Raw genomic sequence first — 19,827 nt, forward strand, 5'->3', positions numbered from 1 at the left:
AAGGTAAAAACCTAATGTTTCTCTATTGGTATGCATAAAACGCATAACAAATTACGGATGCGGTAATTATCGTCCGTCGCGGGTTTTGAGCGGGCAGCGCAGGAGCGAGCGCGTTCGTCCGTGTTTGAGCAAGAACGGGGGCGCGTCTAGCGGGGGCAAACACAGCAAACCCACACAGGTATACGCAGCTTTGCTCGGTTTACATATACCTGTGCGGGGTTCGAGTGTCAGTACGGGACTTCCGAGGGTTAGTCTTCACGCAGCCAGCGGGCAGCTTCGGCTGCATAGTAGGTGAGAATCATGTCTGCACCCGCGCGGTGAATCGAACGCAGCGCCTCCAACGCCACGGCGCGACGGTCGATCCAGCCGTTTGCTGCGGCGGCCTCAATCATGGCGTACTCCCCCGACACCTGGTACGCCGCCACCGGGACAGGTGAAAACTCGGCGACCTCACGCACAATATCGAGATAGCTTCCGGCGGGCTTAACCATCACCATATCGGCGCCCTCATCAATATCGGTCTGCACCTCTAGGAGAGATTCGCGGCGGTTCGCCGGATCCTGCTGATACGTTTTGCGGTTCCCGGTAAAGCTAGACTCCACCGCATCGCGGAACGGGCCAAAGAACGCGGAGGCATACTTCGCCGAATACGCCATGATAGAAACATTCTGGAACCCGGCCTCGTCCAGCGCGGCGCGCATTGCGGCAATCTGTCCGTCCATCATGCCCGAAGGCGATACCGTATGCGCCCCGGCGCGTGCCTGAGACACTGCCATCTTGCAGTACAGTTCCACGGTTGCATCGTTATCGACAATCATGGTGCCGTAACCATCATCGACAAGCACCCCGCAGTGCCCGTGAGAGGTGAACTCGTCCAGGCAAGTATCGGCCATAATAACAATCTCATCGCCAAAATCTGCCCGGCAGGCAGCAATAGCGCGGTTCAAAATGCCGTTGTCGTCCCAGGCCGCCGAGCCTATTTCGTCCTTATCATCATCCAGCGGAACGCCGAAGAGGTCGATGCATTTAATGCCCGCCTCCACAGCCTGGCGCACGGCAGGAATCAGAGAGTCTAGCGTGTGCTGATACTGGCCGGGCATGGATGAAATCGGCTGTGGTTCGCTAATGCCGTCGCGCACGAAAAACACCTGAATAAGCTGCTCGGGACGCAGCGCAGTCTCGGCGGTGAGGGCGCGCATCGCGGCGGTGATGCGCAGTCGGCGGGGTCGTCGGGTAAGATTCATCGACATAACCTTTCACAAAATACTTCTATGTTTAGCGAGATACATCTAGGCTGAATGCAGCAGTTCAATGGCTGCTAGAGCCAGGGCCTCCGGGGTAGGAGAATCGGCCGTCCTATGGCGCAGTCCTAGCTCCTCGCATGTGCGGGCGGTCGTGCTGCCGATAGCTACCGCCGGCGGAATTCGTTCAGGATTCGGGTTCTCCCCCACCAGTTCTTTGAGCCTTGACGGAGCGGTGGCAATAATAACGTCTACCGCGGCGGAATTCGAGCCAGTACCGGCAGTAAGCTCACGCGCATTCACACAAGAAATCTCTCCCGCCTCAAGTACGGAGGCGGTCGCCGGCACCATCTCGTATACCACCGCACGCACAGCACGGAAGCCTAACCCCACCAGCCCTTCACGCAGAGTTGGGCGGGCGTTTGCCCCTTCAAAGACGAGTACATTCGCCTGCGCAGAAAGCATATCGTCCCAGCCCAATGCAGCAGATTCCGGGGTATTCTGCGGCTTACGCAGGCTCTCAGGGATGCCCAGCTCAGGATTGGCACCCTCGGTAGGAAATTCTGCGAGCATACCCAGAGCGTCCTGCTTTTCGGGCATAAAATGAGGTTCCAAACCGATCTCACGTAGCGCCCGTGCCGTTGCGGACCCCACACAAGCGATCCGGGTTCCGCCATCACGCAGCGCCCACGCAAAGGATGTGCCAAAAAGCTCGGCGCAGGAACGCACCGCATTCGCACTCGTGAAAGTTGCCCAGAGGAAGGCTCCTTCCGCTGCTAAGCTCACCAAGGAAAACAGCGAATACTCAGGCGCAACTGTACGGGGAAGCTGCATGGGCGCAAAATCCACCTGAATCTTCGGAATGCCTCGCTCCGCAGCCAGATCGTTCAAAGCACGCTCAAAAGGCGCGCCTTGAGCCGCCGTGCGGGTCAGCAGAACACGAGCCACGCTCTATTTCACCTCAAGACCGGCAAGGGCTGCGGCGCCCATCTGAAGCAGGTCTTCGGCAACGCGAATACCCAGTCGTTCAGCGCCGGGAACATCAAGCTCACCGGTGGCAGACGTGTGGCGCAAGCTTTCGGTACCGTCAGGCGATGCGACAACTGCTGTGAGCACAAGATCGCCGTCTTTGACGGTGGCATAGGCACCGATAGGAGCGGCGCATCCGGCCTCAAGACGGCGCAGAAGACGACGTTCGGCGGTGACCTCAAGGTGGGTTTCAAAGTGGTCGGCAGCAATAAGCGCTTCCCCCAGGGTACGCACAGGCTGGGAAATTTCAGAGTTGAATAAGGTCGCGGTATCGGGGTTAGCAAATTCTGTTTCGCGAACCTCAATAGCGAGCGCGCCCTGCCCGGGGGCCGGGAGCATGCGGGAGGGGTCAAGGTATTCGGTAATAACGGATTCTTTGCCAAGGCGTTTGAGCCCCGAAACGGCGAGGATGACGGCATCGCAATCACCGGTGTTTTCGGTACCGATTCCACGGTGTGCGGCTTCATCGGTTTCGGCGCTGTCACGCACGATGACTTGGCGGTTTCCGTGTTCTTCGAGCCCTTTCACACGGGCTATGCGAGTGCCCACGTTGCCGCGAATATCGACAATTTCAAGGTCGGGGCGCAGGGCATGTACCTGTGCGGCGCGGCGCGGTGATCCGGTACCGACGCGGGCGCCCGTAGGCAGGGTATCGAGGGTGAGGTTATCGCGCGCTACCAGGGCATCGCGCGGGTCTTCGCGTTCAAGAATTGCCGCGATGACGAGCCCGGGGCACGGTTCGGCAGGTAAGTCTTTGAGCGAGTGCACCGCAACATCGACTCCGTCGGGGGTATCACCGTCGAGAAGGCGCTGGCGCAGTGCGGCGGCGAAGACTCCGGTGCCGCCGAGGGTTGCGAGTGGTCCGGTGAGCACATCCCCGTCGGTTTTGACGGTGGTGATGTCAAAGGATAGGGTGCGTTCGGCGCCGTGTTCGCGGGAGTGAGCGTTGAACATCTGAACGATGTGTTCGGCGGCAAGGGTGCTCTGGGTGAGCGCCAAGGCTGAGCCTCGGGTGCCGAGAATATAGGGGTCGCTCATGGTTCTCCTCAGGTTCTATGGGTGCCGTATATGCGGGCTCATCACTCGGATGGGATCCCGTATATACGGCGGCGCTTATACGTGCTCATGACAGCAGGCACAGGTTTTCTTAGGGGTATACTCCGCGATTACGGGCTTTTCCTGACCGCGCAGGGGCTTACAGCAGTCGGGGTCGCATTCATCGAACCAACCGAGTTCGCCGGATATGGACTCCCCGAAAACGCTTTCGCGCCTGTCGTGGCCGGATTCTGCGGGCTCAGCCATACGCTCGGCAATCAGTCGGCGCAGCGATTCCACATAGGCGGGATGCACGCCGGGAGTGGGGGTGCGCACCGCCACGATACCGTGGTTACGGCAGGTTTCCATCGCCTCGGTATCGAGGTCCCAGAGGACTTCCATATGGTCAGAGACGAATCCCAGCGGAACCATAATGATGCCGTCTACGTCACCGGCAATTTTATCGATGGCATCGTTAACATCGGGCTCTAGCCAGGGTGTGGAGGGTGAGCCGGAACGCGATTGATAGACGAGCTCCCAGTCGATGTTATCCAGAAGGCTCTCGTCCTGTTCGCGGATCTTTGCAAGAATAGCGCGCGCCACCTGCAGGTGTTTCTCCACATAGGCGGAACCACCCTCGTAGTCGATTCCGCGCGGACCCGCCTCATTAGCGGCAGAGGTCGGCACCGAGTGGGTGCAGAACATAATGCGGATGCGCCCGTTCCCGGCAGCCGCCGTTCCGTCAGCAATGCGCTCCGCCACGGTATTGCGAACCTGTTTCAGCCCGTTCTCTAAGCCCTCAGTAAAGGCCTCAACGAACCCGGGCGCATCGAAAAATTGGCGAATCTTATCGATGCGCATGCGGTCTTGAAGACCGAGTTTCTCCAGCGCCACGCCGTAGTCTTCACGGTATTGGCGGCAGCTGGAGTACCCGGGGTAGGCACTGGTAGCGAGCACCAGAATATTGCGGTGCCCTTCCTCATAAGCCTGCTGTACTACGTCGGTCACATAGGGTTTCCAGTTGCGGTTTGCCCACACGATCGGAATATGCGGCCCACGTTCCTGCATGGCTTCTCGAAGTGCCACCAAAAGCGCACGATTCTGCTCGTTAATGGGCGAGATACCACCGTTTGCGCGGTAGTGGGTGGCGACTTCCTCCAGACGTTCATCGGGTATGCCGCGCCCCGCCGTAACGTTGCGCAGGAAGGGAATCACGTCTTCCTGTCCTTCGGGCCCGCCGAAGGAGGAAAGAATCACTAGGTCATAGGGGGCGGGCACGGCGGTGCGAGAGCGTGTAATACCGCACTCCCCCCGGTACGACTTTAGCGTCTCAGGGGTGAGCGCTGCTGGCCCGTTGGAGGCGGTATTCGCGGGGTCTGTAGCGTTCGGGCAAACATCGTCCGGGATGTTCCCGCAGCACCCTGCGCGTACGGTCTCACTCACGCGAGCACCTCGGCGACATCGGCGGCATTGACACGACGACCGGTGTAGAAGGGGATTTCTTCACGCACGTGCAGGCGTGCCTCGGTGTTACGGAAGTGGCGCATCATATCGACCAGATCGACAAGTTCGGGAGCCTCAAGGGCGAGTACCCATTCGTAGTCGTTCAGACCGAAGGTTGCCACGGTGTTCGCGAGCACCTGCGGGAAGTCGATAGCCTTCATGCCGTGGTTCTTGAGCATTTCGGCGCGGCGTTCGGGATTCATGTAATACCAGTCGTAGGAACGCACGAAGGGGTACACGCATACCCATGCCTCGGGTGCCTTCTGGCGTGCATAGGCGGGTGCATGGTTGCGGGTGAATTCTGCCTCGCGGTGCACCCCCATAGTCGACCAGACGATGGTGGTCGCGCTGAAGAGCGCGGTACGGCGAATCTTGCGCACGGCTGCCTGCAGCTTTTCGGGGGTCGGCCCGTGGGTCCACACCATAACGTCTGCGTTATCGCGCATAGCGGAAACATCGTAGAGTCCGCGCAGCGTTACGCCGTCCGCTTTGAGCTCTTCGATGAGCTGCTCGAACTCTGCAATAGCTTCCGCCGAGGATGCGCTCTCGGCACGCTGCCCGGCACGGGCGAAGACGGTGTACAGGGTATAGTGCAGGGTTTCGCCTTCTTCACGACCGCGTTTGTTCTCATCAGCTGGGGAATGCTGCACGGCATATCCTTTGGGCGCGCCCCCGTACCCGCTTCCATGAGAGCCGTGAGCCGCATTCTGATGTTCTTCGTGAGACATTTTCTTCCTTTCGGTGAAAACCGCCCAAGATTCGCTGAATGTTTTATGTTCACCTGCGAGTCTCAGCCAAACAGATCTTAGTCTGCCTGCGGTTATGCTCCTCACTCGTGAGGTTTTGTCTTCTGTTTTCTTTGGTTAACACGGTGCCTGCACTGCGCGGGCAGCCGCAAGTATCTTCGTCACTTCGAGGCGCGTTTTTGTGTTATGTGTGCGATGAATTGATCCAGCTGCTCCTGGGTATCGCGCACCACGGCGGCGAGTCCGGACCCTGCGGCCCACGAACCAACCGTGCAGACGGTATCGAGTTCTGCCGCGCGTTCACGGAAAAGCTGCACACGCTCGCGGTATCCGGGCGTTGAGAGAGGCAGCACGCCGTTCCAGCGAACCACATCCGCATCCACCAGATTTTGGGCAGTAATGGGCACATCGAGCAGTTTCGAGGCGTCGCGCAAGGCGAGAGTGATCAGTTGGTCTTCGTCAAGAGAAACGTCAGAGAAGGTACTCTGTTCTCCCCCGCGGCCGTAGGAAAGCCGCACCACGTGGCGGTTCTTACCCGCCTCTTCAGCGACCCACGCCCATTTAGCGGTAGCATGGGTGAGCGCTTTGGCGCGCACATTCGTCACAGCTTCGGAAACCAGCAGACCCGTACCACGCGGGTTCGAGTTAAGCGCGGGCTGATCGACAACGAGCGTTACGAGAGCAACCTCGGGGCCGGGGTCAATATTAGGCAGAGAACTTCCCTTAATATGCGGTCCGAGCAGACGCGCAGCGGTGGAACCATCGGTAGCAATCACCAAATAATCGGCGCCCACCGAGGCGGCTTTTTCGCCGTCGCTGCGGCGGCGAATTACCACCCATTCATTGGTGATGGGGTCACGGTCCACCGCAATCACGCCGCATTCGGGAATGTACCGCACGGGTGCGGGCATCTTCTCGATAAGCTGTTCGATCAGCAAGTGCATGCCCCCAGAAAGTCCAGCGACTTGCGAACCTGCGGGTGCTTGAGCGCGTATCGCGGCGGAGGCGGCAGCTAGGGACTTATGCTTTTTCAGCCCTTCGCGTAAGCCGGGGATAACGGCATCAATATCGAGCATATCCGGGTGGGTCGAGTACACCCCGGAGACCACGGGCGCAACCAGATTATCGAGTACTTTTTTACCCATACGGGCACGTACCAGTTCGCCCAGCGTCTTTGCGTTTGCTCCAACCGAAGCAGGCAGCACCTTATCCATGCGAGCGCGGCGCAGACCGCTTTTACCGAGCACACCAGCCAAAGATTTATCAGAAAGATCGCCGGGAATGCCCATAATTCCAGTGCTCGGAGTCTTTCGGGCACCCTGAGGCAGATACAACCATGAACCGTGGGAGTTGGGATGCACAATCTGGTCGTCTAAACCAAGCTCTTTGACGAGGTTTGTCACGGTTGGGGTTCGGGTCGCATAGGATTCCGCACCGGAATCCAGCACCAAACCGGCGACCTTATGCGCGCCGAGGGCGCCCCCCAGATAATCGTTCTGGTCTAGGACGGTCACGTTCACTCCGGCATCGGTCAGACGACGCGCCGCCAACAACCCAGAAATGCCGCCGCCGACTACGATGGCGCTTGGTGCATGATGATTCTTGTGCTGATGTACCATATTCATCCCCGTTAATGTTTCGGTTCTAACTGCCTCTCTTAAGAGTATCCGTTTTATGGGCGTCGGGTGCGTTCGTGAAGATATGTCACTAGATCGGTGAGCACCTGCGGGTCCGTTGTGGGCGGCACCCCGTGCCCCAGGTTCACGATATGGGCGGGTGCGCTCGCCCCGGCGGCGAGTACCTCATCCGCGTGAGCATATAGAGTCTCACGCCCAGCAGCTAAAAGCGCGGGATCGATATTCCCCTGAAGCGGCACCGCGCCGTTGAGCCTGCGGTTCGCCTCATCAAGGGGCAGGCGGTAGTCCACCCCAATCACGTCGGCACCGGCCTCATGCATGGCGGGCAGCAGCTCGGCGGTTCCGGTACCAAAGTGAATGCGCGGCACCCCAAATTCCTCAACCATACCCAGGGCGGCGGCGGAGTGTTCCTGCACGTACCGGCGGTAGTCAGCTTCGCCCAACGAGCCCGCCCAGGAGTCGAAGAGCTGCACGGCGGATGCGCCCGCCTCAATCTGTGCCCGCAAAAACTGCCCGGCGGTGCGCGCGGCCCACTGTGCCAACTCGCGCCAGGCAACGGGATCAGCGTGCATCATAGTGCGGGGGCGCAGGTGATCGCGGGAGGGGCCGCCCTCAACCATATAGGCGGCAACGGTGAACGGTGCACCCGCAAAACCAATAAGAGGGGTGGAACCGAGCATTTCGACGGTTGCCGCGACTGACTCACGAATAGGGTCAAGTGCCGCATCGGTCAGTTCGGGCAGGGCGCGCACTTCATCAAGCGTGCGCACGGGATGTTCGAGTACGGGACCGCGGCCGGGCACAATATCGACATTCACGCCCGCGAGTTTCATGGGGATAACGATATCCGAGAAGAAAATACCAGCATCGACTTTGTGACGGCGCACCGGCTGCACGGTAATCTCGGCGGCAAGTTCGGGTGTCAAACAGGCGTCCAGCATGGGAATTCCCTCGCGCGCCTTGCGATACTCGGGCAGGGAACGCCCCGCTTGGCGCATAAACCAGACCGGACGATGCTCAGATGCGCGCCCGGTGAGCGCCTGCAGCATCGGCGAATCGGCGGTTTGAGCGGCACGCAGAGGATGGGATGCATCCAGGCGCGACAGCTGCGCCTCGGTCAGCAAATCACGCTGACGATCTCTCGGGTGAGCACCCACTGTAGAGCGCGACTGTTGAGAATCTGCACCATTGGCGGCTCGCTGGGGCTGCTGGGTTTCGGTCATACCCTCTAGTTTGACAGGTTTTCGCGCCTGTTTTTATGACACGGTGTCATAAAGTACCCCTTCGTAACCCGTATAAATTTTGGCGTAGGTTTACCTTATTTTTAAACCTGTTTTAGCTATCTCAAAATTTATTTACCCTAAGTTTTTATACACCGGTCCTTTGCTGGGCCTTGTTGAGCATAGTTCGGGACCTTTTCACACAAACTCACACTATTGGGAGCCAGCTCACGTTAGGTTACACTCACCGACTAAAAATGTGTTTATGATTATTGTCTAGTGGCTACGTACTCATTTGTTGCATCACACAGGATCATCGATCTCACCACCGTCGCTCTACTGAGCAACGGTGCAGCTGGCATACCCGAGCTTTTTCGTACCGAAACCGCGCAAAACTTGGGCGTTACCGGCACTATTGTGCTGGCAACCTGCAACCGCCTCGAAATTTATGTGCAGCTCTCGGTGGCCGAGCATTTAGGCCCCGTTAGCGATATGCTCTACGCCGAGATTGCGCAAAAATCTGAACTCGATGCAGAACTTATTGCAGACAGTTTTGAAATCTATGAAAACCTTGAGGCCGCCAAACATCTCTTTACAGTGGCATCCGGGTTAGAGTCCGCCGTGGTCGGCGAGCGCGAAATCGCCGGGCAAGTGCGCCGTGCGCTTGCCTATGCCCAAGAAGAAGGGACGGTTCCCGGGGAGCTTGTACAGCTTTTCGAGCATGCGGCGCACACCGCTCGTCAGGTTGGGCAACACACCACTATCGGGTCACAGGGGCGTTCCATCGTCTCGGTCGCCCTGGATTTGGCGGATGCAGTCGCCGAGAAAGACTGGAAAACCCGCCGTGCTCTCGTCTTTGGAACGGGTGCCTACGCGGGTGCTACTATTGCAGCCCTGCGTGAACGCGGATGCGAAGACATTTGGGTTAACTCCCGTTCGGGCCGCGCCCCGGAGTTTGCCGCAAAACGCGATGTTCGCGCGGTTCCCAAAGGTGAAACGTATAAGGCCATGGAACAGGCGGATGTGATTGTTGGCTGCTCGGGCGGGTCTGACCCGCTCTCCCCCGCCGAAATTCCACCGGGGCATCATACAATCCTTGACTTAGCGCTCTCCCGAGATTTTGATCCCGCTATTGCGGATCTGCCGCAGGTGGAGCTTATTACCTTAGAGTCCGTGCGTTTGGCCGCCCCCGAAGAAACTGAGGAGGCGGTCGCTACCGCCGAGCGCATCGTCGAGTCTGAAACGCAGGCCTTTGCTGCACGGCAAAAGACCCGCAATATTGATTCGGCAATCGTGGCGCTTCGCTCTCATACTATGGAGGTGCTGGATGAAGAACTCGATAAGGTACGCAGCCAATTCGGTTGTACCGCCGCCACCGAGCAGCTCGAACTCGCAATGCGCCGCATGGTGAAGTCCCTTCTGCACACCCCCACGATACGCGCGAAACAGCTCGCAACCCAGGGGCGGACCTCCGACTACATTGCGGCACTCGAAACGCTCTACGGAATCACCATCGACGACCGCTAATTGCGGGATAATCTTCTGCACGCTGCGCTTTATCCCACCGCAGCCCTAAGCCACAGGCGAATCATGCGCGCATCCTTACGGCATCCGCCTGGCAGGCACGGTACACTAAATCCAGAAGAAAACACCGCTGACGGCTTGAAGGGTCATCATGGAAATCAAAATTGGCATTCGTCACATTAGCCGCGAAGTTACGCTCGAAACCAAGGAAAGCGTCGAGACTATCCGCACCAAGGTAGCCGACGCCATTACGAACGGTTCCCTCCTTGAGATCACCGACGATAAGGGAGCAACCACCCTCGTACCCGGTGAGCAGATCGGTTATGTTGAACTCGGCTCTGAAGAGAAGCGCCGCGTTGGGTTCGGTGTCGGCGCCTAACAGCAGGGGTACACCCAATAATTTTTACGAAGCCCGCATTCACGGTTTTGCCGTATGAATGCGGGCTTCGAGCGTTCCTATGACAGTACGCATACTCGACATATCGACCTGTAAGGGTGCATCTGACGCCAAGACGGGTTAAGATTTAAGGGTTAAGTGGATGCCCGGTCGTTCTTGATATACCAGACACCGCGTCTTTCCGAGAGCCTGAGTTCTTTTACGGCAGGTACATCTTCAAGAGCTCGGCTTCGGAATATGAATTTCCCGCGATCGGCTTCCTTCACCTAGCGCCAGCCCGGCGTTGTGAACACACCGTGCTCCCCACAGCACAGTACTTGGGCAGCTACACGGCATAACACCTGTGCACACTCACGCACAGGTACGGGCGCGGCGCAAACCGCCCGATCAGGGCAGGAAGATATGAGATGACCGACGCTCAAAACGCGACGACCGATGAGGCCCAGCCTTCCTCAGTACCACAGTCTTCCCCCAAGTCCTTTGCCGATTTTGGGGTCCGCCAAGATATCAGCGATGCACTCGCCGCCGTGGGCATTGTGAGCCCCTTCCCCATCCAGGAAATGACCCTGCCGGTCGCACTTGCCGGGCATGACATTATTGGGCAGGCAAAAACCGGTACCGGTAAAACCCTCGGGTTCGGTCTCCCCACGATTCAACGTGTGGTGGGCCGTGACGACGACCAGTGGGGTTCGCTGCAGAAGCCGGGGGCGCCCCAGGCGCTTATCTTGGTACCCACCCGCGAGCTTGCAATTCAGGTGGGCAACGATTTAGCGGTAGCCTCTAAACTGCGCAACGCCCGCGTGGCAACCCTGTACGGCGGTGTTCCCTACGAGCCTCAGGTTGAGCAGCTCACCAAGGGGCTGGAAGTTGTGGTCGGCACTCCCGGGCGCCTGATCGACCTGTACCAGCACGGTGCGCTCACCCTCACCCAGGTTAAGACGGTGGTGTTGGATGAGGCCGATGAGATGCTCGACCTAGGCTTTTTACCTTCCGTCGAAAAAATTATGGGATACCTGCCCACCGACCGCCAGACCATGCTGTTCTCCGCGACAATGCCTGGCCCGGTGATCACGATGGCGCGCAAATACATGACTAAGCCCATGCATATTAGCGCAGCAGACCCGGAAGATCACGCCAAGACCAAAGCCTCGATTCGTCAGGTTGTTTACCGCGTGCACCATATGGACAAGGACGAAATGCTCGGCCGTATCTTGCGTGCTCATGGACGCGGACGCACCGTGATCTTCACAAAGACCAAGCGCGATGCCGCGCGCGTTGCCGATGAGCTTATCGCGCGCGGATTCGCCGCCGCTCCCCTGCACGGCGACCTCAACCAGGGCGCTCGCGAGCAGGCTTTGCGTGCTTTCCGCAACGGCAAAGTGGATATTCTGGTGGCGACCGATGTTGCGGCCCGCGGTATCGATGTGGAAGACGTGACCCATGTGATTAACCATCGCGTGCCCGAAGACGAGAAAACCTATCTGCACCGCACAGGGCGTACCGGTCGTGCGGGCCATGAGGGTACCGCCGTAACCTTCGTGGATTGGGAGGATATTGCCCGGTGGCGCCTCATTAACGATGCGCTCGACCTAGGCGTTTCCGACCCCGTGGAAACTTATTCTTCTTCTGAGCATCTGTTCTACGATCTGGATATTCCGCCGGGCACCAAGGGCCGCCTGCCGCGTTCCGAGCAGACCCTCGAAGGTTTAGATGCGGAGCACCTTGATGATTATGGCGACTCGCGCTCTTCGCGGGGCAGTTCCCGTTCCTCTCGGGGCTCGCGTTCGCGCGGTTCTAAATCCCGCGGCTCCCGCGGCGGTTCCCGCAAGGCAAAGTCCGAAAAGCGCGGGGAGGATTCATTCTCGAAGGATGCCGCACCGAAGCGTGAACGCCGACCGCGCCGCCGCACCCGACGCGTTGAGGGTGAAACCGTTGAGACGCGCGCCGAGAAAACCGCTGGGAAAGCCCCTGAGAAAAAATCGGCTAAGAAATCCGGCTCTGCCAAGGATAGCTCGGTCGAGAAAACAGATTCTCAAGGCTCGTCGCGCCGCCGCAGTCGTCGCCGTTCCGGGAATAAGGGTAAAGCAGACTGGACCACAGCCAAGAAAGCGGGTCGAAAAAAGTCTGATGCCGCATCGGGTGAGGAGTAAATAGCGAGTGAGCGAAGCAGTATCCTCCGCCGACGCATCTGTGCCCAAACGGTCAGACACCGACGATATTCCAGCTTTCGATCCGAACGGTTCCTCGCTGGTAGTTCAGGCCGATAATCTGGCGTATCTAAGCGAGCTGCCAAGTGCCTCGTTCACTGTGATCTACATTGATCCGCCGTTTAACACCGGCAAAACCCAGACCCGGCGTACCCTCAAAACCGCCCCCGCTGCAGACGGCGAAGAACAGGGTAAAGGCAACGGTAATCGTACCGGATTTCAGGGCAAAAGCTACACGAGTGCCCTGCAAACCCTTGCGAGTTATCACGATGCTTTTGAGGACTACTGGGCGTTCTTAGAGCCGCGTATTAGGCAGGCTCACCGTCTGCTCACAGAGGATGGCACCCTCTACCTGCACCTCGATTGGCGTGAAGTTCACTACGCCAAGGTTATGTGTGACATGATTTTTGGGCGTGATTGTTTTATCAACGAGATTATTTGGGCCTACGACTACGGCGCAAAATCGACAAAGCGCTGGCCCACTAAACACGACAATATCTTGATGTATGTCAAGAACCCGCAGGAATACTACTTCAATGCGGATGCGGTAGACCGCGAACCCTATATGGCACCCGGTCTGGTGACCGAAGAGAAAGCGGCGCGCGGCAAACTCCCCACCGATGTGTGGTGGCATACGATCGTTTCGCCCACGGGTAAGGAAAAGACCGGGTACCCCACGCAGAAGCCGCTGGGTCTGCTCAAGCGGATGATTGCTGCTTCGTCACGCCCGGGCGACTGGGTGCTGGATTTCTTCGCTGGTTCCGGTACCACCGGTGCGGCTGCGGCGGCATTGGGGCGCAGGTTTGTGTGTGTGGATCAGAACCCGCCCGCGATTGAGGTTATGGCAAAACGCCTGAACGTGGATGCTGAATCGTTTGCCGACTACCGCGGCGTGCCGCGCGGTGCGGCGGTGCTGTTTACTCCGCATCGTCACGTGGGGGTTCGCGGGGGTACCTCTCGGGATGCGCTCACGGCGGCATCGCGGCGCGCACTGGCAGAACAGAGCAAGAAGATTCAGGAGCGTGTGAAGCCTATAGATGGGGCGCACAGCCAGTTTGTGCGGCATCCCTCGACCGATGTTTTGGAACGCGAGCTGCGCGCCCAGGCCCGCGAAAAACTGCGTAAAGACCGCAAACGCCAAGAGCTGACGAAGAAACGGAAGCAGGTCAAGGAAACGGCAGCGTCTTCATAGCGGACTGACCCGGCGTATGCCGTACACTTTGCTGCATCTTCGTAGGGTTTAACCATACGATATGCGGCAAAGTGTACGGGTTACAGTGATGACTTTAGTTCGGCTGTGAGCTTTAGCCGCGAATCTGGGCGCGGATCGCCTCAACAGTTTCGCGGGCAGTGGTATTCTCCCCCAGCCTATTCGGTTTGCCCGCACCGTGGTAGTCGCTGGAACCGGTCACTAAAAGCTCACGGTCGCGCGCAAATTCCAGCAGACGCGCACGGTTCGGTTCAGAATTTTCGCGATGGTAGACCTCGACCCCGGCGAGGCCCGCATCCACCATCTGTCCCAGGTACTCAAGGGGCAACGCAGGACCACGATTTTCACTCATCGGATGCGCCACCACCGGCACACCGCCCGCCGCGCGCACCAGCCGAGTCGCTTCCAGCGGGTCCATGCTCTCTTGCGGCACATAGTAGGGTGAGCCCGCATAAAGAATACGACCGAACGCCTCCTCACGGCTGGCGACGATTCCGGCGGCAATCAGCGCATCCGCAATATGGGGTCGCCCCACCGATGCGTTCTCTTCACCCGTCTGTTCCTGCACATGCTCCCAGGTGAGCGGGTAGTCGGCGGATAGTAGCTCAACGATGCGCCGTGCCCGCCCCGCACGCGAGCGCCGAATTTCCTCAACTCGCCGCGCCAGCTCGGAGGATTGCGGATCATACCCGTAGGCCAGCAGATGCACGCTCTTAGTACGCTTTCGCCCCTGCTCATCGCAATACGTGTACCGGCACGAAAACTCGGCACCGGGCAGAAAATCCAGCCCGTACTCCCCCGCCAGCTCGGCCGCCTGCGACCATCCGCACGCGGTGTCATGGTCGGTAAGCGCGAATCCTGTCAGTCCCGCCTCGTGAATAAGCGGAATTAATTCGGTGAGCGGCTGAGTGCCATCAGAAATTGCAGAGTGAATATGCAGATCGTAACGTTCGGTCATAGTTCTAACTCTAACGCACCCCACGTCCGCATCACCCGCGATAGCGCCTCGCTCAAGGCGATTTCCCGCGGAAAATAGCGGCGGTATACCGGCGATTTCTCGCGGCGCGTGGGATAGAATACAACTATGACTGAAAATACGAAGAAGAGCACCGGAGCTCCAACAACAGATCACCGCGATACCCCCAAAGCGTCAGCTTTTCAGGAGTTCATCGCATCTAACTGGGAGCCCGCTGCTGATGATGGCTATACCCGTGAACGCGTCGCCGATTTTGCGGCGCAACGTCGTAAGAAGATTTCCCAAAAGTTCCCAGGTGAGCGTCTGGTTCTACCCGCGGGGCCGCTGAAGGTTCGCTCGAACGATTGCGATTACCGTTTCCGCCCGCATTCGGCGTTTGCACACCAGACCGGGTTGGGTGTTGATCATGAGGCTGACGCCGTGCTGGTCTTTGAGCCTGTAGATGAAGGTACCGGCGATAACGGCTCGAACCATGAGGTTACCCTGTATTTCCGCCCGTTAGCTGGCCGTGACACCACGCAGTTTTATGCGGATGCGCGTTACGGCGAGTTCTGGGTTGGTCCGCGCCCCACGCTCAAGGAGTTTTCGGAGCGTTACGGTGTGCGGACGAAGGACCTTTCGGAGCTTGAAGTTGCGATTACGAAGAACGCCGGTGCTCAGGCGTTGGGCGGGGTGCGCATCCGACTGGTGCGTGAGGTTGATCCTTCCATTGATGCGCTGGTTGATACCTCCCGGTACAACACGGGCGTTGCGCTGGAGGAATCCGATAAGCTCGATTCTGAGCTGACGGTGGCGCTCTCTGAGGCCCGCCTGATTAAGGATGAAATCGAGGTTGAGAACCTGCAGCGTTCGGTCGATATGACGGTGAAGGGCTTCGAGGAGGTCGTGCGTGAGCTTCCGAAGGCGGTGGCGCATCATCGTGGTGAGCGCGTGGTGGAGACAGCGTTTTTCTCGGTGGCACGTACCGACGGCAACGACCTGGGTTATGACACGATTGCGGCGTGCGGGAATAACGCGACGATTCTGCACTGGATTCGCAATAACGGTACCGTGGATGAGGGCAAGCTGCTGCTGCTGGATGCCGGTGTTGAGGACGATACCCTGTACACCGCCGATGTAACCCGCACGTTCCCGGTGAACGGTAAGTTCACCGAGGTTCAGGCGAAGGTCTATAACGCGGTGCTGGATGCTGCGGATGCGGCGTTCAAGGTCGCTGTACCGGGTCGTAAGTTCCATGAGATTCACGATGCCGCGATGGAGGTGCTGGCGCATCGTCTGGAGGAGTGGGGGCTGCTGCCCGTTTCGGCTGAGGTTTCTTTGACGGTTGAGGGTGGTCAGCATCGCCGGTGGATGCCGCACGGCACCAGCCACCATTTGGGTTTGGATGTGCACGACTGCGCGCAGGCGAAGGCGGAGCTGTACACCGGCGCAACTTTGGAGCCGGGCATGGTCTTCACGATTGAGCCCGCACTATATTTCAAGGATGAGGATTTGTCTGTTCCTGAGGAGTACCGCGGTATCGGTATTCGCTTGGAGGATGACGTGCTGTGCACCGAGGACGGCAATGTGAACCTCTCGGCGGCACTGCCCCGCACGGTTGAAGAGATTGAGGAGTGGATGGCGAAGCTCGCCCAGTAGTCTCTTAGTTTCGCAGACGAAAGTCCCCGCAGCCAGTAATGTCCTGGTTGCGGGGACTTTTCGTTGTATCAGATGCCTCTGTGGCGTTGGAAGCTAGTCTTCCTTGACGCCTTTAGGTTTGGGGGTCTCGCGAGTTGGAGCCTGCCGGATGGTTTTGGCATATTCTTCCGGATCGTCAATGCGCAGACCGAACCGCTGCGCTGCTGGTGCCTGGGGCTTGCGTTCGCGGGCGTCGGCGGCGGGCGAAGACTGCTCAGAAGAGTCGTCGGGCTGGGTTTGCTGCATGGCAGTCTGTGATGCAGCGGTTTGTGGCGCTTGGGAATCCCCACCGGCTGGGCTTTGCCACGGAATCTCTTGTGCCGCACTGCTCTGTTGTCCGTCCGCATCCGCTTGCTCGGGATTCGGGTTCTTAGCGGCACTTTCGTGGTTTTCGGGGTAGCCGCCCTGCTGGTCCGTCACAGTCGACGGGGTGCTCGGGGTCTGCGAAGATTCACCGGCAGGCGTTGGTGTATAAGAGACATAGGGGCTGGCGGCATGGGGCAACCCGGTACCTGCACTCGGTGTTCCCGAGGATACCGCAGCTACCGCCTTCTGGAACAGCGGGTTTGCCGAGAGGATGCGCCGCGCCTCCGAAGAATAATCACTCAGGGCGTAGACTATGGTACGTTCCGGGACTGCCTCACCGCGCATCGGGTAGCGACCGGAACCGCCACGGCGAAGCTCAAAAATTTTCCAGACCACGAAGACCGCAACGGCGATCGGCACGGCGGATGAGGCGGCGGATAAGAAGTTTGTGCCCGCGGTAGAAACCAGCGCCGAATAGAATAGACCCGCAAGAATACCCTGAATAAGAGCAACCAGAAGCGGACGGCCGTACCCCTGCTGGGTGGGGTATTCGACCTGTTTAAGTCCTTCGTTCACAAGGTAAAGCGCAGTGATAGGGTAGTTTGCGGCGGCAAGCACATCAAAAGCAGCGAAGGCTTCTTCACGGCGGCTAAAGGCTGCCACGGGTTCGCCCTGCGGCATAAGCTGCCCGTTAGCCTGCGCCAGGCGAGACGCTAAATAAGAAGACGGGGGCATATTGGGAGGCATCTGAGTCATGCCCTATATTTTACCGGGAGAGGGCCTGTAGACGGCGGGATATTTGCGATGGGCTTAGTTCCCCACGCATAGAAAAATTTTGCGCATCGGTTAGGGCCTGCAGCCCCACACCGGTCATGACTCGTAGCTTGCCTAAAGCACTGGTGAAGTGCGTATTCGGGGTTCACAGCGTACCCTAGATAGAGTGAGCAATACTAAATTCAGCGCCCCCAGCAAAATTTATATCGCCCGCCTGCTCGGTCTTGATGTCTTCGACCCCTTCGGTGATCGCCTCGGTCGCCTGCGTGATGTGGTCGTACTCAAGCGCGGTTTTGGCGCGGCGCTGGCGGCTGGTGCTCACCTGCGCAAAGGCAGCGAGCCCGTGGTCGTGGGCATCATTATTGAGGTGCTCGGCAAAAAGCGTGTCTTCATGCCAATGACTCGTGTGCGCAGCATCGACGCCTCCCAGATTATTTCAACCGGGCTCGTGAATCTGCGCCGCTTTGAACAGCGCAACTCCGAGACTCTGGTGGTGGGCGAACTTTTCGACCGCCGTGTACGCCTGCTCGACGGCAGCGGGGATGCCGTGATCGAAGACGTCGCCATTGAACAGCGCCGCAACGGCGATTGGGGTGTGACCGAACTTTTCGTATCCCGTGTGAGTAGTTCCAGCGGGTGGCGCCGTCGCTCCAAAGAAACCCTGGTGGTGGACTGGGATCAGGCGATGCTCTCCACCGAGTTGGAGCCGCAGGCCGCGACCGCTTTCGTGGCGAACCACGAAAATTCTAAACCTGCCGACCTTGCCGATGCGATCCATGAGATGAACGATAAACGCATGGTCGAAATCGCGGCGGAGCTGCAGGATGAGCGCCTGGCGGACGTGCTTCAAGAGCTGCCCGAAGAGGACCAGGTACAAATTCTTTCCTACTTAGCGGACGAACGTGCCGCGCAGGTTCTTGAAGAGATGGAACCGGATGACGCCGCCGACCTGCTGATTGAGCTCGACGACGTGCAGCGTGAAAAGCTGCTGGAACTCATGGAACCGGATGAGGCAGACGATGTGCGCCGCCTGCTCGAATATGACGAGGGCACCGCCGGTTCGCTCATGAACCCGGTACCGATTATCCTCTCCCCCGAAGCCACAGTTGCCGAGGCGCTGGCGCATATTCGCGCTGAAGAAATCTCGCCCGCGATGGCTGCCGCAGTTTTGGTGGCCCGACCGCCCCTCGAAACGCCGACTGGCAAATATTTGGGGCTGGTGCATATGCAGCAGCTTTTGCGGGTGCCGCCGAGCGAATCGATTGGCCACATTCTAGACACAGACACCGAACCGGTCTCTGACCAGGCAAGTCTTGCGGAATTAGCGCGCGTACTCGCCGCCTACGACTTGACCATTATCCCCATCGTGAACGAATCTCACCGCCTGGTCGGTGCGGTCACGATTGACGACGTACTCGATGCGCTCCTGCCCGAAGACTGGCGCACATTCGACGACGGAACCCCCGTACGAAAGGTAGGGCGACGCTTTGTCTGATCAGAACCGCCGCAACGAAAACCTGAAGCACGAGGAAAATCCGAGGATCGATAAAGCGCGCATCCTCAAAGACCGTCTCGAAAAGAAATACGCCGAACGCAGCCGCGACACCCGGGAAACCAGCAGGAGCGGGAACCGCGCTGAGTCTCAACTGAGCACCCCGGCAGAGCGCAAGAACAAGCTTTTTGCGTACAACCCGAACCCGGACGCTTTCGGACGTATGACTGAGGCGTTCGCCCGGTACATGGGTACGCCTCAATTTTTGCTGTGGATGACCGTCTTCTGTGGAGTGTGGCTGGGCTGGAATACGCTCGCCCCCGAAGAGCTGCAGTTCGACCCGCGAAGCCTCAACTTCACCTTGCTCACTCTGATGCTCTCATTGCAGGCATCCTACGCCGCTCCCCTGCTGCTGTTGGCGCAGAACCGGCAGGATGACCGCGACCGCGTGGTTGCCTCCGAGGACCGCAAACGCGATCAGCAAAACCTTGAGGAGACACAGTATTTGACGCGCGAGATCGCTTCGCTGCGCATCGCCCTGCGCGAGGTTGCCACCCGCGACTTCGTGCGCAGCGAGCTTCGGGATATTTTGGAAGAGCTGAAATCTATTCAAGAAGAGCAGGAACGCCAAGCCGAACAGCTGCAGGATATTGGCGACGATATCGAAGAACTTGAAGATGCGGACGGGGAAGAAAACACCGAGGCTGAGAGTCACACTGCTAATACCGAAAATTCTCCTGACGCCAAGGCACCAACGGCGCATAAAGGCGAACGACCCACATCCTAAAGCGTGTTCTGTAACCCGGTTAAGCTCTTAAGCTCGCAGAACACCAGCCTAGACAAATAATGCGCA

At 58.7% G+C, this 19,827-nt stretch carries 16 protein-coding genes; 7 read left to right on the top strand and 9 right to left on the bottom strand.

The annotated features are described in order from the left end of the window. Nucleotides 1-248: 248 nt before the first annotated feature. From hemB to hemE, 7 genes are all read right to left on the bottom strand, one after another. The gene (gene hemB / locus HMPREF0733_RS00530; protein ID WP_013397463.1) at nucleotides 249-1,244 is read right to left on the bottom strand and encodes a porphobilinogen synthase; all 996 of its coding nucleotides are present in this window, start codon (nucleotides 1,242-1,244) and stop codon (nucleotides 249-251) included. Between the two features lie 45 nt (nucleotides 1,245-1,289). Beyond that, the gene (locus HMPREF0733_RS00535; protein ID WP_013397464.1) at nucleotides 1,290-2,189 is read right to left on the bottom strand and encodes a uroporphyrinogen-III synthase; all 900 of its coding nucleotides are present in this window, start codon (nucleotides 2,187-2,189) and stop codon (nucleotides 1,290-1,292) included. A 3-nt stretch (nucleotides 2,190-2,192) separates the two neighbouring features. Next, nucleotides 2,193-3,308 (bottom strand): hydroxymethylbilane synthase, encoded by a 1,116-nt coding sequence (gene hemC / locus HMPREF0733_RS00540; protein WP_013397465.1) that lies wholly within the window; start codon nucleotides 3,306-3,308, stop codon nucleotides 2,193-2,195. 75 nt (nucleotides 3,309-3,383) lie between these two features. Beyond that, nucleotides 3,384-4,748 carry a ferrochelatase gene (locus HMPREF0733_RS00545; RefSeq protein ID WP_013397466.1) on the bottom strand — a complete coding sequence of 455 codons (1,365 nt, stop codon included), beginning with the start codon at nucleotides 4,746-4,748 and terminating at the stop codon, nucleotides 3,384-3,386. Next, nucleotides 4,745-5,536 carry a hydrogen peroxide-dependent heme synthase gene (gene hemQ, locus HMPREF0733_RS00550; protein ID WP_013397467.1) on the bottom strand — a complete coding sequence of 264 codons (792 nt, stop codon included), beginning with the start codon at nucleotides 5,534-5,536 and terminating at the stop codon, nucleotides 4,745-4,747. Before hemQ ends, HMPREF0733_RS00545 begins: the two co-directional genes overlap by 4 nt. A 179-nt stretch (nucleotides 5,537-5,715) precedes the next feature. Further along, entirely contained in the window at nucleotides 5,716-7,179 is a 1,464-nt protein-coding gene (hemG, locus tag HMPREF0733_RS00555) for a protoporphyrinogen oxidase (RefSeq protein WP_013397469.1), read from the bottom strand. A gap of 47 nt (nucleotides 7,180-7,226) precedes the next feature. Further along, nucleotides 7,227-8,414: a uroporphyrinogen decarboxylase gene (gene hemE, locus HMPREF0733_RS00560; protein WP_013397470.1), complete on the bottom strand. Its 1,188-nt coding sequence runs from the start codon at nucleotides 8,412-8,414 to the stop codon at nucleotides 7,227-7,229. A 276-nt stretch (nucleotides 8,415-8,690) separates the two neighbouring features. Between hemE and HMPREF0733_RS00565 the strand changes: the two genes are divergently transcribed. From HMPREF0733_RS00565 to HMPREF0733_RS00580, 4 genes are all read left to right on the top strand, one after another. Beyond that, nucleotides 8,691-9,938, top strand: coding sequence for a glutamyl-tRNA reductase (locus HMPREF0733_RS00565; protein ID WP_013397471.1), 1,248 nt, complete (start codon nucleotides 8,691-8,693; stop codon nucleotides 9,936-9,938). Between the two features lie 148 nt (nucleotides 9,939-10,086). Further along, nucleotides 10,087-10,314: a DUF3107 domain-containing protein gene (locus HMPREF0733_RS00570; RefSeq protein WP_004005102.1), complete on the top strand. Its 228-nt coding sequence runs from the start codon at nucleotides 10,087-10,089 to the stop codon at nucleotides 10,312-10,314. Between the two features lie 425 nt (nucleotides 10,315-10,739). Beyond that, nucleotides 10,740-12,482, top strand: coding sequence for a DEAD/DEAH box helicase (locus HMPREF0733_RS00575; protein WP_013397473.1), 1,743 nt, complete (start codon nucleotides 10,740-10,742; stop codon nucleotides 12,480-12,482). A 7-nt stretch (nucleotides 12,483-12,489) separates the two neighbouring features. Further along, complete coding sequence (locus HMPREF0733_RS00580) at nucleotides 12,490-13,731, top strand: DNA-methyltransferase (protein WP_013397474.1); 1,242 nt, start codon at nucleotides 12,490-12,492, stop codon at nucleotides 13,729-13,731. Between the two features lie 112 nt (nucleotides 13,732-13,843). Here the strand turns inward: HMPREF0733_RS00580 and HMPREF0733_RS00585 are convergent, their stop codons facing one another. After that, nucleotides 13,844-14,707, bottom strand: a complete 864-nt coding sequence (locus HMPREF0733_RS00585) for a PHP domain-containing protein (protein WP_013397475.1) — start codon at nucleotides 14,705-14,707, stop codon at nucleotides 13,844-13,846. Nucleotides 14,708-14,833: 126 nt separating this feature from the next. On the opposite strand from HMPREF0733_RS00585, the gene HMPREF0733_RS00590 reads away from it, so the two are divergent. After that, nucleotides 14,834-16,363, top strand: coding sequence for an aminopeptidase P family protein (locus HMPREF0733_RS00590; protein WP_013397476.1), 1,530 nt, complete (start codon nucleotides 14,834-14,836; stop codon nucleotides 16,361-16,363). A 93-nt stretch (nucleotides 16,364-16,456) separates the two neighbouring features. Here HMPREF0733_RS00590 and HMPREF0733_RS00595 read toward each other — a convergent pair whose 3' ends face one another. Continuing rightward, a complete protein-coding gene (locus HMPREF0733_RS00595; RefSeq protein ID WP_013397477.1) occupies nucleotides 16,457-17,464 on the bottom strand; it encodes a hypothetical protein in 1,008 nt (335 codons plus the stop codon). A gap of 184 nt (nucleotides 17,465-17,648) precedes the next feature. On the opposite strand from HMPREF0733_RS00595, the gene HMPREF0733_RS00600 reads away from it, so the two are divergent. Together HMPREF0733_RS00600 and HMPREF0733_RS00605 are read left to right on the top strand one after the other, a co-directional pair. Beyond that, nucleotides 17,649-18,977, top strand: a complete 1,329-nt coding sequence (locus HMPREF0733_RS00600; protein WP_004005110.1) for a magnesium transporter MgtE N-terminal domain-containing protein — start codon at nucleotides 17,649-17,651, stop codon at nucleotides 18,975-18,977. After that, entirely contained in the window at nucleotides 18,970-19,761 is a 792-nt protein-coding gene (locus HMPREF0733_RS00605) for a DUF1003 domain-containing protein (RefSeq protein WP_013397478.1), read from the top strand. Before HMPREF0733_RS00600 ends, HMPREF0733_RS00605 begins: the two co-directional genes overlap by 8 nt. Nucleotides 19,762-19,827 lie beyond the last annotated feature (66 nt).

Source organism: Rothia dentocariosa ATCC 17931 (assembly GCF_000164695.2).
In the GTDB taxonomy this organism is placed as follows: domain Bacteria; phylum Actinomycetota; class Actinomycetes; order Actinomycetales; family Micrococcaceae; genus Rothia; species Rothia dentocariosa.

Bases quoted from the DNA above. Each gene is read 5' to 3' on its own strand.
- hemB (WP_013397463.1), bottom strand. From the start codon at position 1,244: ATGAATCTTACCCGACGACCCCGCCGACTGCGCATCACCGCCGCGATG.
- hemC (WP_013397465.1), bottom strand. From the start codon at position 3,308: ATGAGCGACCCCTATATTCTCGGCACCCGAGGCTCAGCCTTGGCGCTC.
- hemQ (WP_013397467.1), bottom strand. From the start codon at position 5,536: ATGTCTCACGAAGAACATCAGAATGCGGCTCACGGCTCTCATGGAAGC.
- hemG (WP_013397469.1), bottom strand. From the start codon at position 7,179: ATGAATATGGTACATCAGCACAAGAATCATCATGCACCAAGCGCCATC.
- hemE (WP_013397470.1), bottom strand. From the start codon at position 8,414: ATGACCGAAACCCAGCAGCCCCAGCGAGCCGCCAATGGTGCAGATTCT.
- HMPREF0733_RS00570 (WP_004005102.1), top strand. From the start codon at position 10,087: ATGGAAATCAAAATTGGCATTCGTCACATTAGCCGCGAAGTTACGCTC.
- HMPREF0733_RS00575 (WP_013397473.1), top strand. From the start codon at position 10,740: ATGACCGACGCTCAAAACGCGACGACCGATGAGGCCCAGCCTTCCTCA.
- HMPREF0733_RS00585 (WP_013397475.1), bottom strand. From the start codon at position 14,707: ATGACCGAACGTTACGATCTGCATATTCACTCTGCAATTTCTGATGGC.
- HMPREF0733_RS00590 (WP_013397476.1), top strand. From the start codon at position 14,834: ATGACTGAAAATACGAAGAAGAGCACCGGAGCTCCAACAACAGATCAC.
- HMPREF0733_RS00595 (WP_013397477.1), bottom strand. From the start codon at position 17,464: ATGACTCAGATGCCTCCCAATATGCCCCCGTCTTCTTATTTAGCGTCT.